Raw genomic sequence first — 18,516 nt, forward strand, 5'->3', positions numbered from 1 at the left:
GGCGGACGTTACGCAGTGTGCGTCCGCCGCGTCAGCAGCACGAGCGCGAGCATCGCGACGGCGCCCGAGAGCGGAATCGCGACAGCCATCGGGACCGCGCTGTCGGGGCCGGCGACTCCGACCAGCGGGGAGACGAGTGCCGCCAACCCGAACTGGCCGGCACCCAACAGGGCGGAACCAGTTCCCGATGCCTCGGTCACCTCGCCTTGAGCAAGCGCGGTCGCATTTCCCATGACGAACCCAATGCTCGCCACCGAGACGAACAACGGAACCAGGATCATCCACCACGACGGGGCATCGATCGTTGTTGCGGCGATGAGCAGTACCGCGCCGCCGACAAGCAGCGCCGTGACCCCGAACCCGAGCAGCTGACGGGCGCGGAAAGTGCCGAGCAGGCGCGTGTTCGCGATCGCGGCAATCACCATGCCCGAAGCATTGATCGCAAACACGACGGAGAACTGGCCGGGGCTGAGCCCGAGCACGTTCTGAACGACGAAGGGTGAAGCGGAAATATAGGCGAAGAGTGCGCCGAATCCGAAGATGAACGTCAACGCATAGCCGAGATACACGCGGTTGTCGACCACATACCGGAGATTCCGGACGAGAGCCGCGAGACCGCCTCCGTGCCTCTTCTCGACAGGGAGTGTTTCCGGTACGAGCGTGAGCACGCCGAGCATCATCACCAGTCCCGCGCCGGCGAGCACCCAGAAGATTCCCCGCCAGCCGACCGGTCCCAGCAGCGCTCCTCCGATCAGCGGAGCGATAACGGGCGCGACCCCGCCGATGATCATCATGATGCTGAAGAGCCGCGCGGCGTTGTCGCCGCGGGCGCGGTCCGCAATGCAGGCACGTGCGAGCACGATCGCGGCGCCGCCACTGAGGCCCTGGAAAAGTCGTGCCGCGATCAACGTTTCGACGCTCGGTGCCAGAGCACACACCATCGCCGCGATCGTCGTGACTACGGTGGCCGCAAGGAGAAGTCGTCGTCGACCCAGACCATCCGACAGTGGACCCACCACCAATTGGCCGATGCCGAGCCCGGCCATGAAGGTGGTGAGTGTGAGTTGAACTATGGAGATCGTTCGCTGCACGAATGAACTCTACCGGCGCGGCCGCTTGACTCGTCGTCCCCGCACGGCGACTCTTGCCACCATGAGTACCGCCTTGCCGCCGCATCTCGAGACGGTACTCGACGAGTACGCGCGGCATCTCGGGCTCGAACGCGGACGCTCCCCGCACACGGTGAAGGCGTACCTCACGGACGCGAGATCGCTGATGCACCACTGGCTGTCGACAGCCCCCGGCGCACAACTCGCGGAATTGGACATCCGGGTGCTGCGCTCCTGGCTGGCCGGCCAGTCCGCTGCGGGAGTCGCGCGCACGACACTCGCTCGGCGGACGTCCTCCGTGCGAAACTTCACAGCCTGGTTGTTACGTACGAGGCGAATCCCGCTCGATCCGGGCGCCAGGCTGGGCGCGGCGAAAGCGCACCGGACGTTGCCGGCGGTTCTGCGACAGTCGCAGGCTGCCGACGCCATGGACGCCGCAGAAACGGGTGCGCGGGAGCAGGACCCTCTTGCCCTGCGTGATCGCCTCATCGTCGAAATGCTTTACGCCACGGGTATTCGGGTCGGTGAACTGTGCGGGCTGGACCTCGGCTCGGTGGATCGCGAGCGGCGGCTGCTGCGTGTGATCGGCAAGGGCGACAAGGAAAGGTCCGTGCCGTACGGCAAGCCGGCGGCCGAGGCGGTGGACGTCTGGCTGCATATCGGCCGTCCGGCTCTGGCGACCGAGGCGTCCGGGCAGGCATTGCTGCTCGGGAAGCGCGGGAGGCGGCTGAATCAACGTCAGGCGAGGACAGCCGTTCACGAGGTTCTGTCCGCCGTACCCGGTGCCCCCGACCTCGGTCCGCACGGTCTCCGGCACACTGCGGCAACGCATCTGCTCGAAGGTGGAGCCGATTTGCGCGTGGTTCAGGAACTGCTCGGTCACGCGAGCCTGGCCACTACTCAGCTGTATACGCATGTGTCCGTGGCGAGGTTGCGCGCCGTGCACGATCAGGCGCATCCCCGCGCCTGAGCCCATTTGGTAGCGTCGCCCCACGAATCTGCAGTTTTTCTGCACTATCCCGGGGGAATCGTGGACCGCGAAAACGTGACAGGGCCGCAGCCGGCGTGGCTGAACGACGGCGGCGAAGCGCCGAGGGGGACCGCGGCTACGGATCCGTGGGGGCAACAGTCGTGGGACGAACACCCTCCGGCGACGAGCCAGCATCAGATCAGCAACCAGGACCTGGTGGCGGATGCCCTGCTCAGGCGGCCGCGACGTGCCCCTGCCCGCGGGTGGCGGCGGGGTCTGCACCGGCTGACGGGCGGAACGCTGAATCCGGGGGAGTCCGCGGGGGAAGCGCGCGACGCCGCACTCCTCGCCCGTATTCGGCAACCGATTCAGGGGGATTATCGGATAGCGTTCCTGTCCCTCAAGGGCGGTGTCGGCAAGACGACGACCACCATCGGACTGGGCTCGACCTTCGCGTCCTTGCGTGGAGACTGCGTCATCGCTGTCGACGCAAACCCCGACTTCGGGACGCTGGCGCAGCGGGTACCTCTTCAGACCCATTCGACGGTCCGCGATCTCATTGCGGCAGAGTCGACGATCCGCCGCTATTCGGATGTCCGCGCGCACACGTCGCAGGCGCCGAGTCGGCTCGAGGTGCTCGCGAGCGAACAGGACCCGGCCATCTCCGAGGCCTTCAGCGAGGACGACTACCGCCGCGTGATCGACATCCTGCAGGTGTACTACAACATCATCTTGACGGACTGTGGCACGGGCATCATGCACTCTGCGATGAACGGCGTTCTGCAACTGGCAAATTCGTTGGTTCTGGTCAGCTCGCCCGCGATCGACGGAGCGCGGAGCGCGGCGGCCACTCTCGACTGGCTGGGGCATCACGGTTACGGTCACCTCGTCTCCCGCACCGTCGTGGTGATCAGTGCCGCCAGGCCGGGGTCGTCCGGAATCGATATGACGGAGCTGGCCAATCACTTCCTGCAGCGCTGCCGGGCTGTGAAGGTGGTGCCTTTCGACGAGCATCTCGCCGAGGGGTCGGTCGTCGATCTCGACCTCATGCGACCGCAGACACGTCAGGCATTCGTGGAACTGGCGGCGATGGTGGCCGACGACTTCCCCGAGTCGGCTGGCCGGCACGCCGTCGCGGAATGGCGGTAAGTCCCCGGATCACCGCGGAACGACGGGTTTGAGCCGTATCGGTGCCACCCGGACCAGACCCAGCGGGTCGAGATAGACGCGGTCGCGGCGAAGGCCCCAGTGCAGGCACGCGGCGACGGGCGCGATGCAGCCCGGGTGCCCGGGTTCGAGCGTGCCGAGCACGGTTCCCCTGCCTACCCGGAGACCGGCGGTGACGCGGGCGGTGACCGGTTCGTACGTGGTGCGTAGCCCACCGAGGTGGTCGACGGACACGACGGGTTTGCCGGCCACCGTGCCGGCGAATACCACTACCCCTTCCCCCGCAGAGAGCACCGCCTGATCGGGCACGCCGCCCAGATCGACGCCGCGGTGACCGGGAAGCCAGTCGTGCTCCGGATTGTCGAATACCCGGACGACGCGTGGTCGTGGGTGGAGCGGCCAATCGAACTCCGCGGTGGGAGCCGCGTCAGCGGGCGTGGCGGCGACGACCGAGGCGCACAGCATGGTGGCGACGGCGACTGCCGACACCAGCGTCCGAAGGGTTGCACCGATCATCGTCACGGCTCGAACCATGCCGCAGTCCGGGGACCTGAACCCGGCGCCCGGGGAATCTGTGGACAGGTCCGGGTCGATCCACAGATGCGCGGGCACCACTTGCGCGACGGGCGCGTGTGTGCCCGGGTGAGGCGGCGCGGTTAGGGCGAACGCCGCCGAGGCCGTACACTGATCGAGCGGTCTGTGCTCGCACAGTCCGACTTCGCGCGCCCGCGCAGGTTATCGGCCATCGGCTGGTCTCGCATCTCGGTGTGAGTTCCGGTGGTCACGGGCGTCAGGGCACAGCATCACCGGTGCTGTGCATCAACCGGCAATGAAAGAGAGATACACAGCCATGGCTGTTGTAACAATGAAGCAGCTGCTCGACAGCGGCACGCACTTCGGTCACCAGACCCGTCGCTGGAACCCGAAGATGAAGCGATTCATCTTCACCGACCGCAACGGCATCTACATCATCGACTTGCAGCAGACGCTGACGTACATCGACAAGGCGTACGAATTCGTCAAGGAGACCGTTGCCCACGGCGGCACCGTTCTCTTCGTCGGCACCAAGAAGCAGGCCCAGGAGTCCATCGCGGCCGAGGCCACTCGCGTCGGGATGCCCTACGTCAACCAGCGTTGGCTCGGCGGCATGCTCACCAACTTCACCACCGTCCACAAGCGTCTGCTCCGCCTCAAGGAACTCGAGTCGATGGAGCAGAGCGGTGGCTTCGAGGGACGCACCAAGAAGGAAATCCTCATGCTCACGCGTGAGATGACCAAGCTGGACCGCACCCTCGGCGGTATCCGCGACATGGCCAAGGTTCCTTCCGCGGTGTGGGTCGTCGACACCAACAAGGAGCACCTGGCGGTTGCCGAGGCCCGCAAGCTCAACATCCCGGTCATCGCGATCCTGGACACGAACTGCGACCCCGACCTCGTCGACTACCCGATCCCGGGTAACGACGACGCCATCCGCAGTGCCGCGCTCCTCACCAAGGTCGTCGCTTCCGCAGTGGCCGAGGGTGTGCAGGCCCGTGCCGGACTGAGCGCCGACAAGGACGCGAAGCCCGAGGCCGGCGCCGGTGAGCCCCTCGCCGAGTGGGAGCAGGAACTGCTGTCCCAGGCGACCCCCGCGGACGAGGCCGCTGCCGCTCCGGCAGCCGAGGCGCCCGCAGCCGAAGCTCCCGCAGAAGAGGCACCGGCCACCGAGGCCTGATCCGATGACAACGGCCCTGACCAGAAGCTCGAGTGGTCAGGGCCGTTTCACGGTCTGCACCGAGTACTACCCTGACTTACGTCCCGACAGACATATGAGGAGGCTCGCTCACCATGGCGAACTACACCGCCGCTGACGTCAAGCGGCTCCGCGAGCTGACCGGCTCCGGAATGATGGCCTGTAAGAACGCCCTCGCCGAGGCCGACGGCGACTTCGACAAGGCTGTCGAGCAGCTGCGCATCAAGGGTGCCAAGGATGTGGGTAAGCGTGCGGAGCGCACCACGGCCGAGGGCCTGGTCGTTGCCAAGGACGGCGTCCTGCTCGAGATCAACTGCGAGACGGACTTCGTCGCCAAGAACGAAGACTTCCTGAAGTTGGCCGAGTCGATCGTTTCGGTCGCCGCCGCGGAGAAGCCCGCCGACATCGACGCCCTCAAGGCGCTCGAGCTCGACGGCAAGACTGTCGACACCGTCGTGCAGGAACAGTCCGCGAAGATCGGTGAGAAGCTCGAACTGAGCAAGATCGCGTCCTTCGACGGGCCGGTTGCCGTGTATCTGCACAAGCGCAGTGCCGACTTGCCGCCCGCCGTCGGCGTTCTCGTCGAGTACACCGGCGAAGGCGACGCTGCGGCCGAGGCTGCTCGCGCCGCCGCCATGCAGGTTGCTGCGCTCAAGGCCAAGTACGTGACGCGCGACGAGGTCCCCGAGGACATCGTCGCCAACGAGCGCCACATCGCCGAAGAGACCGCCCGCGCGGAGGGCAAGCCCGAGCAGGCGCTGCCGAAGATCATCGAAGGCCGTGTCAACGGATACTTCAAGGACGTCGTGCTGACCGAGCAGTCCTCGGTTCAGGATTCCAAGAAGTCCGTGAAGGCGATCCTCGACGAGGCCGGCGTGACGATCAAGCGTTTCGTGCGCTTCGAGGTCGGTTCTTCGAGCTAGTCGTGTCAGTCGTATGACCCCGTCGGACGAGTGCGCTCGCCCGGCGGGGTCTACGTGTGCCGCCACTGCCTCGATGAGGCAGGATGAGGATGGCCGTCTGTAGGTGTCGAGCCGGCCCGTCGGTCCGCTCGGCTGTAGTGGAACCGACGAGTGCGGATGAACCGAGGAGAGCAATGTCCGAACCAGCCAGCGAACGTCCAGGATTTCATCGAGTCCTTCTCAAACTCGGTGGCGAAATGTTCGGTGGCGGGAAGGTCGGCCTGGACCCTGACGTGGTGACCAAGGTCGCCGAACAAATCGCCGGAGTCGTGCGGTCCGGCGTGCAGGTGGCGGTAGTGATAGGCGGCGGAAACTTCTTCCGCGGTGCCGAACTGCAGCAGCGAGGCCTCGACCGTGCTCGTTCCGACTACATGGGCATGCTCGGCACCGTGATGAATTGCCTTGCCCTTCAGGATTTCCTGGAGAAGGAAGGCGTCGACAGCCGCGTGCAGACAGCGATCACCATGGGGCAGGTGGCCGAGCCGTACATTCCGCTGCGCGCGCAGCGTCATCTGGAGAAGGGTCGCGTCGTGATCTTCGGGGCGGGGATGGGAATGCCCTATTTCTCGACCGACACGACGGCTGCTCAACGGGCTCTCGAGATCGGCGCCGAGGTGGTGCTGATGGCGAAGGCGGTCGACGGCGTATTCACAGCGGACCCCAATCTCGACCCCACCGCGACGATGTACACGCAGATCACCCACCGCGAGGTCATCGAACAGGGACTCAAGGTGGCCGATGCGACCGCATTCAGTCTCTGCATGGACAACGAAATGCCGATCATGGTGTTCAATCTGCTCACCGAGGGCAATATTGCCAGGGCAGTATCTGGTGAGAAGATCGGAACGCTCGTCAAGTCATGACGAATCGATGCAGAATGACATGGAGGAACAGCCGTGATTGATGAAGCTCTCTTCGAAGCCGAGGAGAAGATGGAGAAGGCTGTCACGGTGGCCAAGGATGACCTGGGTTCCATCCGGACGGGCCGGGCGAACCCTGGAATGTTCTCGCGGATCGGTATCGACTACTACGGTGCGTTCACCCCGATCACACAGCTGGCCAGCATCAACGTCCCGGAGGCGCGGCTCGTGGTGGTCAAGCCCTATGAGGCCTCTCAGCTCGGCCCGATCGAGAACGCGATCCGTAACTCCGATCTGGGCGTCAACCCGTCCAACGACGGCAACCTGATCCGCATTTCCGTGCCGCAGCTCACGGAGGAACGCCGCCGTGAACTCGTGAAGCAGGCGAAGGCGAAGGGCGAGGACGCGAAAGTGTCGGTGCGCAACGTGCGCCGCAAGGCGATGGACGAACTGTCCCGCATCCAGAAGGACGGTGAAGCCGGCGAGGACGAGGTCGGGCGCGCCGAGAAGGAACTCGACAAGACGACTGCTCGTTACGTCGCGCAGATCGACGAGCTGGTGAAGCACAAGGAAGCCGAGTTGCTCGAGGTTTGAGCGCGGGACGAGGAGTGGATCGGGGACAGTGACCGTGCCAACAGAACACGGGACGCCAGGGGGGCCAACGTCTGAGGGCGAGCCTTCCGCGCAGTCGGAGGGAACGCGCCCCGCACAGTCGGAGGTGCCCCCGGCCACAGGATCGAAGGCGGGAAGGAATCTTCCCGCCGCGATCGCTGTCGGCGTAGGCCTCGGTGTCTCGCTGATCCTGATACTCGTGTACGTACCGCTGGTGTGGATCGGTGTCGTGTCCGTCGCGATGGCCGTGGCCACCTGGGAGGTCACCAAGCGGTTGCGGGAAGCGGACATCAGCGCTCCTCGGATACCGTTGCTCGTGGGCGGGCAAGCCGTACTGTGGCTGGGCTGGCCATTCGGCCCGGAGGGTGTGCTCAGCGCGTTCGCGGGAACCGCTCTGGTGTGCATGGTGTGGCGCCTGTTCGACCACGGACTCAAGGCGACCCCACGAAATTACCTGCGAGACACGGCGATCACCGTATTCGTGGCCGCGTGGATTCCCCTTCTGGCCTCGTTCGCGGTGCTGATGGTGTTGCAGGACGACGGGGCGGGCCGGGTGCTCTGCCTCATGATCGGAGTGGTCTGCTCCGACGTCGGTGGTTACGCCGCCGGAGTTCTCTTCGGTAAGCATCCGATGGTGCCGGCGATCAGCCCGAAGAAGTCGTGGGAGGGTTTCTTCGGTTCCCTGCTGTTCTGTGTGATCGGCAGTCTGCTCACGGTCACCCTCATCCTCGGCGAGAACCCGATGATCGGTGTACTGCTCGGCGTGGTCCTGGTGGTCACGGCCACGCTCGGTGACCTCATCGAATCCCAGGTGAAACGTGAACTGCGGATCAAGGACATGGGCACCCTGCTTCCCGGACACGGAGGAATCATGGACCGTCTCGATTCCCTGCTGCCGTCGGCGTTCGTGACGTGGCTGGTGCTCACGGTCCTCGTGTGACCGACCGGCCGTGACCATTCCCAGCCCCAACATCTGGCACTGGCCCGACACCTACGAGCTCGAGAACCGGGCGCAGGACGTCGACGGTGCGCTGTTCCGGCATCTACGGTCCATCCTGGACTGGGGAGGCAAGACCGTCGTCGACATCGGCTGCGGTTCCGGTTTTCATCTTCCGGTCTTCGCCGAAGCAGCGAGCACCGTGATCGGCGTCGAACCGCATCCGCCTCTACTCGACCTCGCCCGGCAGCGGGTCTCCGGCCTGTCCCACGTGCGAATACTCGCCGGATCGGCCGAGCAGATTCCCCTCGGAGACTCGAGCGTCGACCTGGTGCATGCCCGAACCGCCTACTTCTTCGGCCCAGGATGCGGACCGGGAATACTCGAGGCGATGCGGGTGCTCCGACCGGGAGGAGCGCTCGCGGTCATCGATCTCGACGCGACGGCGGAGCCCTACGGTGCATGGATGCGTGCCGACATGCCGCACTACAGACCGGCCGCGGTCGAAGCCTTCTTCGCGGCGCAGGGGTTCGACCTGACCCGGGTACAGACGCGGTGGCTCTTCCCGGATCGGGAGTCGCTGCGCCGAGTCCTGGGCATCGAGTTCACCCGAAGCACGGCGGCGAAAGCCTATGCGCAGACGCCCGGCCTGGCCGTCGACGTGCGCTACCGCGTGCACATTCGCCGAAAGCCGGCCGGGCTGGAAGTACCGCGCGCTTAGTGATTACCGACGCGGCGCGATGTGGAACAGCTTCGCGAGCGCGTGAATCTTCTTCGCCTTCGCGAGTTTGGGCAGGTCACTACCATCGCGTACCCGCGATCCGTCTTCGCCGAGGTCGGCGATCACATCCATCGCCCACTCGGCTTCAGCGGGGGAGGGGCTCAGCGCATCATTCACGGACGCCGTCTGAGCGATGGTCATGCACAGCTTCCCGGTCATTCCCATCGACAGCGTGAGCGCCGACGCGCGCACCAGCGCCTCGACGTCCGAACCGAGGGTAGGCCCGTCGATCGGTGCGGCGATCCGGGCGGCGCGGCTCGCGATCGTCAGCCGTGCGCGCGGATAGGCCATGGCCAGCGGCGAATCGTCCATCCCCGTGTCGCGCCGGAAGTCGCCGCTACCGAAGGCGAGCCGGAAAGTCGCCTCGGCGCGAGCGATCTCCGGCGCAGCTTCGAGACCCATGGCGGATTCGACGAGAGCGAGCACCTTGGTCCCGGCGGGAAGGCGATCGGCGGTGGCGTCGACCTGCATTCCACTCTCGGTCTTGGCGAGCATGACGCCCTCGAGTCCTGGAACGTGGTTCAGTGCCGCGAGGTCGTCGGCCCAGAAAGGGGTGGTCGCATCGTTGATGCGGACCCACGCCCGCCGATTCTCGCCGAGCCAGGCGACCACGTCGGCGCGCGCGCGAGGCTTACGGTCGGGGGTGACGGCGTCCTCGAGGTCGAGGATGACGGCGTCCGCGGCGCTCGCATGCGCCGCCTCGAAACCTTCGGGCTTGCCGGCGGGAACCAGCAGCCAGGATCGCGCCTGCTCGGCAGCGATGCGCGGTGCCACAGTCGTCTCCATGTCGGCCTTCACAGTCGTACCGTTCCGGTGATATCCACGACAACCATCATGCGCGGTCGGCGCCGGCCCGATCCACTTGCGTAACTATTGTTCAGTCAGTAATTAGTGTTCAGGCGTTGCTGCCGGTTTGCCGCTCGCCGGATCTGGATGATCCGGACCCCCCCGGCGAGGGCCATGATCACGGCGCCGGCGATCGACGCCAGCAACAACGACACGCCGAGCGGAAGCGTGAACTCCCAGGCGAACAGTTCGAGTGTTGCGCTGTCGAGGTTCTGCAGGATGAACACGAGAAGCAGTACGAGAACGATGATTCCGATGACGAGGCCGGTCCAGGTCGCGCCCGCCCTGGTGTGTCTGATGCCCTTCTTTCGTGCGACGTCCGGATGCTGGGGTCCTGGGTGGGTGGTGTCCGGGTAGGGCGGATCGCCAGGCGTGGGCCCGCCGACAGGGCCACCGCCCGCCGGGACATCCGTAGGGGATTGCGAGGGGTCGTCCGGTGTTGTCGACATAACTCGATCTTCACCCACTCGGCGCGGTTCTGCACCCGCATCGGACGGCGGAATGGCGTCGATCACGTATCCGCGCGACATCGGCCGCCGAATCAATGGGACAATGGGAAAACTATGGCTGTCTCGCTCCCCCTCGTGTTCACCGCGCCCCGGCGCGGGATGCCGCCCCGGCATCTCGCGGACCTCGACTCCGCCGAACGCCGGAAGGTCGTCCAGGAACTGGGGCTGCCCGGTTTCCGTGCCGACCAGCTGGCCCGGCAGTACTACGCGCGCTTGGAGGCGGATCCGGAGAGGATGACCGATCTTCCGGCTGCGGTCCGGGAGCAGGTGGGGGCCGCCCTCTTCCCGACGCTGCTGACACCCGTCAAACATCTGGCGTGCGACGGTGGAGATACCCGGAAGACGCTGTGGAAGGCGAACGACGGAACACTTCTCGAGAGTGTTCTGATGCGATACCCCGACCGTGCGACCCTGTGTATCTCGAGTCAGGCCGGGTGCGGAATGGCGTGTCCGTTCTGCGCGACCGGCCAGGGCGGTCTGCAACGCAACCTGTCGACTGCCGAGATCGTCGACCAGGTGCGGGCCGCGGCCGCATCCCTGCGCGACGGTGAGGTTGCCGGAGGTCCGGGGCGCCTGTCGAATGTGGTGTTCATGGGTATGGGGGAGCCGCTCGCCAATTACAAGCGGGTCGTCGCGGCAGTGCGTCGTATCACTGCCCCGCCCCCCGAGGGCCTCGGGTTGTCGCAGCGTTCGGTGACGGTGTCGACGGTGGGACTGGCTCCCGCCATCCGCAAGCTCGCCGACGAGGACTTGAGCGTCACCCTCGCGGTGTCCTTGCACACACCCGACGACGAACTTCGCGACACCCTGGTGCCTGTGAACAACCGGTGGTCGGTAGCCGAGGTCCTCGATGCCGCCCGCTACTACGCGGACAAGTCGGGCAGACGCGTTTCGATCGAGTACGCCTTGATCCGGGACGTCAACGACCAGCCGTGGCGAGCGGACCTGCTGGGCAAGAAGCTGCGCAAGGCTCTCGGTCCCCTCGTGCACGTGAACCTCATCCCGCTCAACCCCACACCGGGCAGCGAATGGGATGCCAGCCCCAAGCCGGTGGAGAAGGAATTCGTTCGCCGCGTCATCGCGCAAGGTGTGTCCTGCACCGTGCGGGACACCCGGGGGCAGGAGATCGCCGCGGCGTGCGGCCAACTCGCCGCCGAAAACTGATTCGCCGCCACGAGTAGCGACAACAGGCACGCGAAAACCCCTCGCCGAGGACTTCGGTCGAGGGGTTTTCGTGGAAAGCGGGGGTCTACCGGGGCTTGCGCCGCTGGAGAATGTCGCGGACCAGCACGACGACCATGAGGCCTGCGCAGCCGACCAGCCACAGGTCCTCGACCCGGCCGGTGTGGTTACCGATGATCATCAGCAGCAGGAACAGCGCGAAAAACCAGCCGAGGAAGCGGAACGTCTTGGGCGCTTCACCACTCCAGCCCCATGCCGCCGACGGGACCTCGGCCGTATCGACGTGTGCGGCCACGACGGGGTCGCTGGACGAGGGCTCCAACTGGGTACCGGCCACGATCGATCCTCCTGCAGATTCGGTTGCGCTACTCGCCATATCGTGACATACGACCGTCCGTCGTATGTACCGGGGCCATCCACGGCGGGCGACCGCTGTTCGATCAGGAACAATGGGTGGGTGGATGAAACCAGGCCCACCCGCGTCCTGCTGCTCGGCAGCACAGGTTCGATCGGCACCCAGGCTTTGGAGGTGATCGCGGCCAACCCCGGCAAGTTCTCCGTTGTCGGCCTCGCCGCCGGTGGTGGAAATGTCGACCTTCTGGCACGGCAGATCGCCGAAACAGGTGTGACATCCGTCGCAGTCGCCGATCCGCGGGCCGCTGCCACACTCGATCGGCCGGGAGTGTTGAGCGGTCCGGGCGCGGTCACCGAACTGGTGAAGAACACCGAAGCGGACGTCGTCCTCAACGCCCTCGTCGGCTCCCTCGGTCTGGAACCGACCCTGGCCGCCCTGGAGTCCGGCGCGCGGCTCGCGCTCGCGAACAAGGAGTCCCTCGTAGCGGGCGGGCCGCTTGTCACCGCCGCCGCGGCCCCCGGCCAGATCGTGCCCGTGGACTCCGAACATTCCGCGCTCGCCCAGTGCCTGCGGGGAGGCAGTGCCGACGAGGTGGCCCGCCTCGTTCTCACGGCCTCGGGCGGTCCCTTCCGGGGATGGTCCGCTCAGCAACTCGACTCGGTCACTCCCGAACAGGCCGGCGCCCATCCCACCTGGTCGATGGGCCCGATGAACACGTTGAACTCCGCGACGCTGGTGAACAAGGGGCTCGAATTGATCGAGACCCACCTGCTGTTCGGGATCGAGTACGACCGCATCGACGTCACGGTTCACCCGCAGTCGATCGTGCACTCGATGGTCACCTTCACCGACGGCTCCACGCTCGCACAGGCCAGCCCGCCCGATATGAAGCTGCCGATCGCGCTCGCGCTCGGCTGGCCGGACCGGGTCGCAGGAGCTGCCGCCCCGTGCGATTTCGCCAGCGCCTCCCGCTGGGACTTCGAACCACTCGACTCGGCGGTCTTCCCTGCTGTCGACCTCGCGCGGGAAGCCGGCAGGCGTGGCGGTTGCCTCACCGCCGTCTACAACGCTGCCAACGAAGTCGCGGCTCAGGCATTCTTGGACGGGATCATCCGATTCCCGGCCATCGTCCGCACCGTCGCCGCCGTGCTGTCCGAGGCGGACGAGTGGGCGGCGCCACCGGCTACCGTGGAGGACGTACTGGCCGCCGACGGCTGGGCGCGTGACCGAGCACGTCAGCTCGTCAAGCAGGAAGGCTAGAACTGCATGGTGTTCGCAGTGGGCGTTGTTCTCTTCGCCCTCGGAATCGCACTGTCGATCGCGCTTCACGAAGCGGGTCACATGTGGGTGGCTCAGGCCACCGGCATGAAGGTCCGTCGATACTTCATCGGTTTCGGCCCCAGAATCTTCTCCTTCCGCCGCGGTGAAACCGAGTACGGGCTCAAGGCCCTGCCGCTCGGTGGCTTCTGTGACATCGCGGGAATGACGGCCCTCGACGAACTCGCGCCGGACGAAGAAGACCGGGCGATGTACAAGAAGGCGACCTGGAAACGCCTCGCCGTGATGTCCGGCGGCATCGGCATGAACTTCCTCCTCGGTCTCGTTCTGGTGTACGTCCTTGCCGTCGGGTGGGGTCTGCCCGACCTGAACCGGCCCAGCCATGCCGAGGTCGGTGCGGTCGGCTGTGTTGCCGCCACCCAGGGTCCCGCTCCCGACTACGCGCTGTCTCCGTGCACCGGTACCGGGCCCGCCGAGGAGGCCGGTATCCGGGCGGGCGACATCATCGTCGCGGTGGACGGCAAGGAGACGCCTACCTTCGCGGACGTCGCCGCCGCAACGCGACCTCTGTCGGGTGCAGTGGACTTCACGATCGAACGGGACGGCACCGAGCAGACGGTCGTCGTTCCCGTCCAGCAGGTGCAGCGGTGGGTCCAGGAGGAGGGGGAGAGTCAACCGCACGAGGCGACCGTCGGTGCTGTCGGCATCGCCGCGCCCCCGGCCGTCGTCGAGCATTCGGCGGTGTCCGCGGTCCCGGCCTCCTTCGGATTCACCGGTGACATGTTCGTCATGACAGCCGAACGTCTGGTGCAGATGCCGAGCAAGGCTGTCGACCTGTGGCACGCCGTGACCGGCGGGGAACGGGACCCGGAGACACCGATCTCCGTGTACGGCGCGAGCGTGATCGGCGGCCAGATCGCCGAACAGGGGATCTGGGAAGCGTTCGTTCTCCTCCTCGCAAGCCTCAACTTCTTCCTCGGCATGTTCAACATGCTCCCGCTGCTCCCACTCGACGGCGGACACATGGCAGTGACGCTCTACGAGCGAATTCGCGACTGGTTCCGGAGCAGGCGAGGGTTGCCCCGAGGCGGCCCCGTGGACTACCTGAAGTTGCTGCCCGTGACCTATGTCGTGATCGTCATCGGCGGCGCATACATGCTGCTCACCCTCACCGCCGACATCGTCAACCCGATCAAGCTCTTCCAGTGATCGCTAAACTCGGACCTGAAGCTACGAAAGAAGGCACCCACGTGACCAGCCCTGTCGGATTGGGTATGCCCGAAGGCCCGGCCGCCGTTCTCGCGCCCCGCCGCAAGACCCGCCAACTGCAGGTCGGGACAGTCGGCGTCGGCAGCGATTTTCCGGTGTCCGTGCAGTCGATGTGCACCACGAAGACCCACGACGTCAACGCGACCCTCCAGCAGATCGCCGAGCTCACCGCGTCCGGCTGCGACATCGTCCGAATCGCCTGCCCGCGCCAGGAGGACGCCGACGCACTCGCGACGATTGCGAAGAAGAGCCAGATCCCGGTTATCGCCGATATCCACTTCCAACCGCGCTACATCTTCGCGGCCATCGAGGCGGGGTGCGCCGCGGTGCGCGTGAACCCGGGCAACATCAAGGAGTTCGACGGACGCGTCAAGGAAGTCGCCAAGGCGGCCGGTGACGCCGGCATTCCGATCCGCATCGGAGTCAACGCCGGGTCGCTCGACCCCCGGCTGATGCAGAAGTACGGCAAGGCGACGCCGGAAGCGCTCGTCGAGTCGGCTCTGTGGGAAGCCGGGCTTTTCGAGGAACACGGGTTCGGCGACATCAAGATATCGGTGAAGCACAACGACCCGGTGATCATGGTGGAGGCCTACCGTCAGCTGGCAGCGCAGTGCGACTACCCCCTGCACCTGGGCGTGACCGAGGCCGGTCCGGCGTTCCAGGGAACGATCAAGTCGGCCGTCGCCTTCGGTGCGCTCCTTTCCGAGGGCATCGGCGACACCATCCGGGTATCGCTGTCGGCGCCGCCCGCTGAGGAAATCAAGGTCGGAACGCAGATCCTGCAATCGCTGAACCTGCGACCGCGCAAGCTCGAGATCGTGTCGTGCCCCTCCTGTGGGCGCGCCCAGGTGGACGTCTACACGTTGGCCGACGAAGTGACCGCCGGGCTCGAAGGCATGGAAATCCCGCTGCGCGTCGCCGTCATGGGCTGCGTGGTGAACGGTCCCGGCGAGGCTCGCGAGGCAGACCTCGGAGTGGCCTCCGGAAACGGCAAGGGCCAGATCTTCGTGAAGGGCAAAGTGATCAAGACTGTGCCGGAAGCGCAGATCGTCGAAACGCTCATCGAGGAAGCGATGCGCATCGCGGAAGAGATGGAGGGTGACGCGTCGGCCGGGTCCCCCGTCGTGACCGTCAGCTGACTCGCCCGCCCCTGGGCATCGAAACGTCTCCCGTTTCTGGCGTGTTCGTGGCAATCTGGTGGGCAGAACCACTAGCTGACAAGGTTGGGTAGATGCTCAAGCTCCTCGGTGCCAAACAGTTGAGCAGTCGAGACGCGGCACATGTGCTCCGCGTTCTCGACGCCGATCCTGTCGCCGCCTGCATGGTCGCCGCGCGCGTCGAAGAATGCGGAGTCGATCCGCGGATGATCCACGGGGAGTTGTGGAGTCGAGGAGGACCGCTCGAGTCTCTGTGTTTCTCCGGTGCCAACTTCGTTCCGCTTCGCGGCAGCGTCGACGACATGCGCGCGTTCGCAGACCGAGCCTGCCGGACGCCCCGCATGTGTTCGTCGCTGGTGGGCCGGGCCGAGCTGACACTGCCGTTGTGGGAGATGCTGGAAATGGACTGGGGCCCCGCTCGCGAGGTCCGGGCCGACCAGCCTCTCCTCGCGTTGGCCGGCAAGCCGCACTGCCACCCCGATCCGCTCGTCCGCCAAGTCCGGATGCACGAACTCGAGCAGTACCTTCCCGCAGCGGTGGCCATGTTCATCGAGGAAGTCGGCGTCGACCCCCGCGCCAATGACGGCGGTCGCGGGTACCGGCGCCGGGTCGCCAATCTCATCGCCGCCGGCCGAGCCTGGGCCCGGTTCGAGGACGAACAGGTGATCTTCAAGGCCGAGGTCGGGTCGGTGTCGTCGCGGGTGGGACAGATCCAGGGCGTCTGGGTCCACCCGATGTATCGAGGGCAGGGATTCGGGGCCGCGGGAACGGCAACCGTGGCGGAGGCCGTCATCGCGGACGGCCGGATCGCCAGTCTGTATGTCAACAGCTTCAACACCGTGGCCCGCAGTGCGTACGCGCGCATCGGTTTCAGCCAAGTCGCGACGTTCGCCACAATTCTCCTGGACTGACTCGCTGGCCGCCTACCGTGCCGACGGTGGTCGGAGACATACCATGAGCGGCGATGAACCTCTGGCCAACCACTCGATTCCGCGTCGTGCGGTCCATCGCCCTCGGCGGCGCGGCCGCGCTGATCCTCGGCTCGACGGCGTGCACACCGAAGCCCGACGGCCCCGCGCCCGCCGCTCAGGCATTTCTCACCGCCTTCGCCGACCGCGATTCCGGGCAGGCCGCACAATTGTCCGATCGGCCCGACGATGCTCAACGAGTTCTCGAGTCGGCCTGGGAGTCGCTGCAGGCGGAGTCGCTCGAGGCGAAGACGACCGACGTGGACATCAAGGGAGACACGGCCACCGTCGGCTACGCCTACGAATGGCATCTACCGAAGAATCGAGTCTGGACCTACTCCGGTGAGCTGCAGATGGGGCGCCGGAACGGGGAGTGGGCGGTCCGGTGGAGCTCCACCAACATCCACCCTCGGCTCGGCGACCGGCAGACGATGTCGCTCCGGTCGACCGCGGCGCCCCGCGCTCGCGTCAACGAGCACTCCGGTTCGGATGTTCTGGTTCCCGGAGTCGTGTACCGCGTCAAGTTCGACGCCGGGGAGTCGGGCAACGTCATCTCCACGGCGCAGGGTCTTGCCGCCGCGCTCTCCCCGTTCGACACCACGCTCACCGCGCAGTCGATCGCGGAATCTGCGACGGCGGTCGAGGGTGACTACCTCGTCACCCGACTGCGGTCCGAAGACTACGAGCGGGTCGCGGGCGTCCTCGGTGCCCTTCCCGGAGTCAGCGTCTCGGACGAGGCGGACCTGGTGGCCACGGATCGCACTTTCGCCCCGGACCTCGTCGGACAGGTGAAGAAGACGGTGATCGACGAGGTCGACGGCAAGGCCGGGTGGAGCGTGGTCACCGTCAACCAGAACGGCGTCGACACGGATGTCCTCACCGAGACACCGCCGCAGACCTCCCCGTCCTTCTCGATCAGCCTCGACCGGCCCATTCAGGTTGCGGCGCAGAACGCCGTCGACGCCAGGACCGACCAGGCCATGATGGTGGTGATCCAGCCGTCGACCGGAGACGTTCTCGCGGTGGCGCAGAACAAGGCGGCAGACCGGGACGGGCCGGTCGCCCTGACAGGTCTCTACCCTCCGGGATCGACGTTCAAGATCATCACCGCCGGGGCAGCCATCTCTTCGGGGATCGCGAGCCCCGACACGATGGTGCCGTGTCCGGGACGAATCGAGATCGGGGAGCGCAGCGTTCCCAACTACAACGAGTTCGCGCTGGGCACCGTGCCGATGGCCACGGCATTCGCCCGCTCGTGCAACACCTCGTTCGCGAAACTGGCCAGTCAGATGAAGCCCGACGCGCTGACGGTCGCGGCGTCGCAGTACGGGATCGGCCCCGACTACCGAGTCGTGGGCCTGCCGACCGATTCCGGCTCCGTCCCGCCGGCCGAAGAGCTGGTGCAACGAACAGAGGACGGCTTCGGCCAGGGCAGGGTCGTGGTCAGTCCGTTCGGAATGGCCCTGGCCGCGGCGACGATCGCGCACGGTTCGACTCCCGTCCCGCGGTTGATCGCCGGACGCGAGACCGTGATCGAGGGTGACCATCCGCCGATCAGCCCCGACATGGTCGAGGGGCTGCGCTCGATGATGAGGCTCGTGGTGACCAGTGGCACAGCTGAACGGATCGAGGATCAGGGCGAGGTATACGGAAAGACGGGGGAGGCCGAAGTCGAGGGTGGCTCGCACGCCTGGTTCGTCGGTTATCGAGGTGATCTCGCCTTCGCCACACTGGTGGTCCGGGGCGGGAGCTCCGACAACGCCGTCGCCGTCACCCGAGAGATGTTCGCGGCGTTGCCCGAAGGGTATTGACCCTGCGCCGG

General features: G+C 66.2%; 19 protein-coding genes. 14 read left to right on the forward strand and 5 right to left on the reverse strand.

Translation table 11 applies throughout. The features are described from left to right. Positions 1 to 8: 8 nt before the first annotated feature. Positions 9 to 1,091 carry a multidrug effflux MFS transporter gene (locus GFS60_RS27815; protein WP_268962527.1) on the reverse strand — a complete coding sequence of 361 codons (1,083 nt, stop codon included), beginning with the start codon at positions 1,089 to 1,091 and terminating at the stop codon, positions 9 to 11. A gap of 61 nt (positions 1,092 to 1,152) precedes the next feature. Between GFS60_RS27815 and GFS60_RS27820 the strand changes: the two genes are divergently transcribed. Both GFS60_RS27820 and GFS60_RS27825 read left to right on the forward strand, forming a co-directional pair. Then, positions 1,153 to 2,079 carry a tyrosine recombinase XerC gene (locus GFS60_RS27820; RefSeq protein WP_159926154.1) on the forward strand — a complete coding sequence of 309 codons (927 nt, stop codon included), beginning with the start codon at positions 1,153 to 1,155 and terminating at the stop codon, positions 2,077 to 2,079. 75 nt (positions 2,080 to 2,154) lie between these two features. Then, positions 2,155 to 3,228: a MinD/ParA family ATP-binding protein gene (locus GFS60_RS27825; RefSeq protein ID WP_236603302.1), complete on the forward strand. Its 1,074-nt coding sequence runs from the start codon at positions 2,155 to 2,157 to the stop codon at positions 3,226 to 3,228. 9 nt (positions 3,229 to 3,237) lie between these two features. Here the strand turns inward: GFS60_RS27825 and GFS60_RS27830 are convergent, their stop codons facing one another. After that, positions 3,238 to 3,711 carry a M23 family metallopeptidase gene (locus GFS60_RS27830; protein ID WP_236603530.1) on the reverse strand — a complete coding sequence of 158 codons (474 nt, stop codon included), beginning with the start codon at positions 3,709 to 3,711 and terminating at the stop codon, positions 3,238 to 3,240. Between the two features lie 385 nt (positions 3,712 to 4,096). Between GFS60_RS27830 and rpsB the strand changes: the two genes are divergently transcribed. From rpsB to GFS60_RS27860, 6 genes are all read left to right on the forward strand, one after another. After that, positions 4,097 to 4,960: a 30S ribosomal protein S2 gene (gene rpsB, locus GFS60_RS27835; RefSeq protein WP_159926156.1), complete on the forward strand. Its 864-nt coding sequence runs from the start codon at positions 4,097 to 4,099 to the stop codon at positions 4,958 to 4,960. 113 nt (positions 4,961 to 5,073) lie between these two features. Further along, positions 5,074 to 5,901 (forward strand): translation elongation factor Ts, encoded by an 828-nt coding sequence (gene tsf / locus GFS60_RS27840; RefSeq protein WP_109330921.1) that lies wholly within the window; start codon positions 5,074 to 5,076, stop codon positions 5,899 to 5,901. Between the two features lie 173 nt (positions 5,902 to 6,074). After that, the gene (gene pyrH / locus GFS60_RS27845) at positions 6,075 to 6,803 is read left to right on the forward strand and encodes a UMP kinase (RefSeq protein ID WP_109330919.1); all 729 of its coding nucleotides are present in this window, start codon (positions 6,075 to 6,077) and stop codon (positions 6,801 to 6,803) included. Between the two features lie 33 nt (positions 6,804 to 6,836). Further along, positions 6,837 to 7,394, forward strand: a complete 558-nt coding sequence (frr, locus tag GFS60_RS27850) for a ribosome recycling factor (protein WP_109330917.1) — start codon at positions 6,837 to 6,839, stop codon at positions 7,392 to 7,394. A gap of 28 nt (positions 7,395 to 7,422) precedes the next feature. Further along, the gene (locus GFS60_RS27855; RefSeq protein ID WP_374432504.1) at positions 7,423 to 8,352 is read left to right on the forward strand and encodes a phosphatidate cytidylyltransferase; all 930 of its coding nucleotides are present in this window, start codon (positions 7,423 to 7,425) and stop codon (positions 8,350 to 8,352) included. Positions 8,353 to 8,362: 10 nt separating this feature from the next. Then, entirely contained in the window at positions 8,363 to 9,070 is a 708-nt protein-coding gene (locus GFS60_RS27860) for a class I SAM-dependent methyltransferase (protein WP_159926158.1), read from the forward strand. 3 nt (positions 9,071 to 9,073) lie between these two features. Here GFS60_RS27860 and GFS60_RS27865 read toward each other — a convergent pair whose 3' ends face one another. Together GFS60_RS27865 and GFS60_RS27870 are read right to left on the reverse strand one after the other, a co-directional pair. After that, complete coding sequence (locus tag GFS60_RS27865; RefSeq protein WP_201453465.1) at positions 9,074 to 9,928, reverse strand: HpcH/HpaI aldolase/citrate lyase family protein; 855 nt, start codon at positions 9,926 to 9,928, stop codon at positions 9,074 to 9,076. Between the two features lie 83 nt (positions 9,929 to 10,011). Further along, complete coding sequence (locus tag GFS60_RS27870; RefSeq protein WP_159926162.1) at positions 10,012 to 10,425, reverse strand: LapA family protein; 414 nt, start codon at positions 10,423 to 10,425, stop codon at positions 10,012 to 10,014. Between the two features lie 114 nt (positions 10,426 to 10,539). Here GFS60_RS27870 and rlmN point away from each other — a divergent pair, with 114 nt between their 5' ends. After that, positions 10,540 to 11,649, forward strand: a complete 1,110-nt coding sequence (rlmN, locus tag GFS60_RS27875; RefSeq protein WP_109330913.1) for a 23S rRNA (adenine(2503)-C(2))-methyltransferase RlmN — start codon at positions 10,540 to 10,542, stop codon at positions 11,647 to 11,649. An 85-nt stretch (positions 11,650 to 11,734) separates the two neighbouring features. On the opposite strand, the gene GFS60_RS27880 is transcribed toward rlmN, so the two are convergent. Further along, complete coding sequence (locus GFS60_RS27880; RefSeq protein ID WP_201453466.1) at positions 11,735 to 12,004, reverse strand: DUF2631 domain-containing protein; 270 nt, start codon at positions 12,002 to 12,004, stop codon at positions 11,735 to 11,737. Between the two features lie 120 nt (positions 12,005 to 12,124). Here GFS60_RS27880 and dxr point away from each other — a divergent pair, with 120 nt between their 5' ends. The 5 genes from dxr to GFS60_RS27905 all read left to right on the forward strand — a co-directional run bounded on the left by dxr (position 12,125) and on the right by GFS60_RS27905 (position 18,505). Continuing rightward, the gene (gene dxr / locus GFS60_RS27885; RefSeq protein WP_159926164.1) at positions 12,125 to 13,282 is read left to right on the forward strand and encodes a 1-deoxy-D-xylulose-5-phosphate reductoisomerase; all 1,158 of its coding nucleotides are present in this window, start codon (positions 12,125 to 12,127) and stop codon (positions 13,280 to 13,282) included. Between the two features lie 6 nt (positions 13,283 to 13,288). After that, the gene (locus tag GFS60_RS27890; RefSeq protein WP_159926166.1) at positions 13,289 to 14,509 is read left to right on the forward strand and encodes a M50 family metallopeptidase; all 1,221 of its coding nucleotides are present in this window, start codon (positions 13,289 to 13,291) and stop codon (positions 14,507 to 14,509) included. 41 nt (positions 14,510 to 14,550) lie between these two features. After that, positions 14,551 to 15,708, forward strand: a complete 1,158-nt coding sequence (ispG, locus tag GFS60_RS27895) for a flavodoxin-dependent (E)-4-hydroxy-3-methylbut-2-enyl-diphosphate synthase (protein ID WP_159926168.1) — start codon at positions 14,551 to 14,553, stop codon at positions 15,706 to 15,708. 92 nt (positions 15,709 to 15,800) lie between these two features. Beyond that, entirely contained in the window at positions 15,801 to 16,637 is an 837-nt protein-coding gene (locus tag GFS60_RS27900; protein WP_159926170.1) for a GNAT family N-acetyltransferase, read from the forward strand. 53 nt (positions 16,638 to 16,690) lie between these two features. Then, complete coding sequence (locus tag GFS60_RS27905) at positions 16,691 to 18,505, forward strand: penicillin-binding transpeptidase domain-containing protein (protein WP_159926172.1); 1,815 nt, start codon at positions 16,691 to 16,693, stop codon at positions 18,503 to 18,505. Positions 18,506 to 18,516 lie beyond the last annotated feature (11 nt).

It is taken from the genome of Rhodococcus sp. WAY2 (genome assembly GCF_009859915.1).
Taxonomy (GTDB): Bacteria; Actinomycetota; Actinomycetes; order Mycobacteriales; family Mycobacteriaceae; genus Rhodococcus_F; species Rhodococcus_F oxybenzonivorans.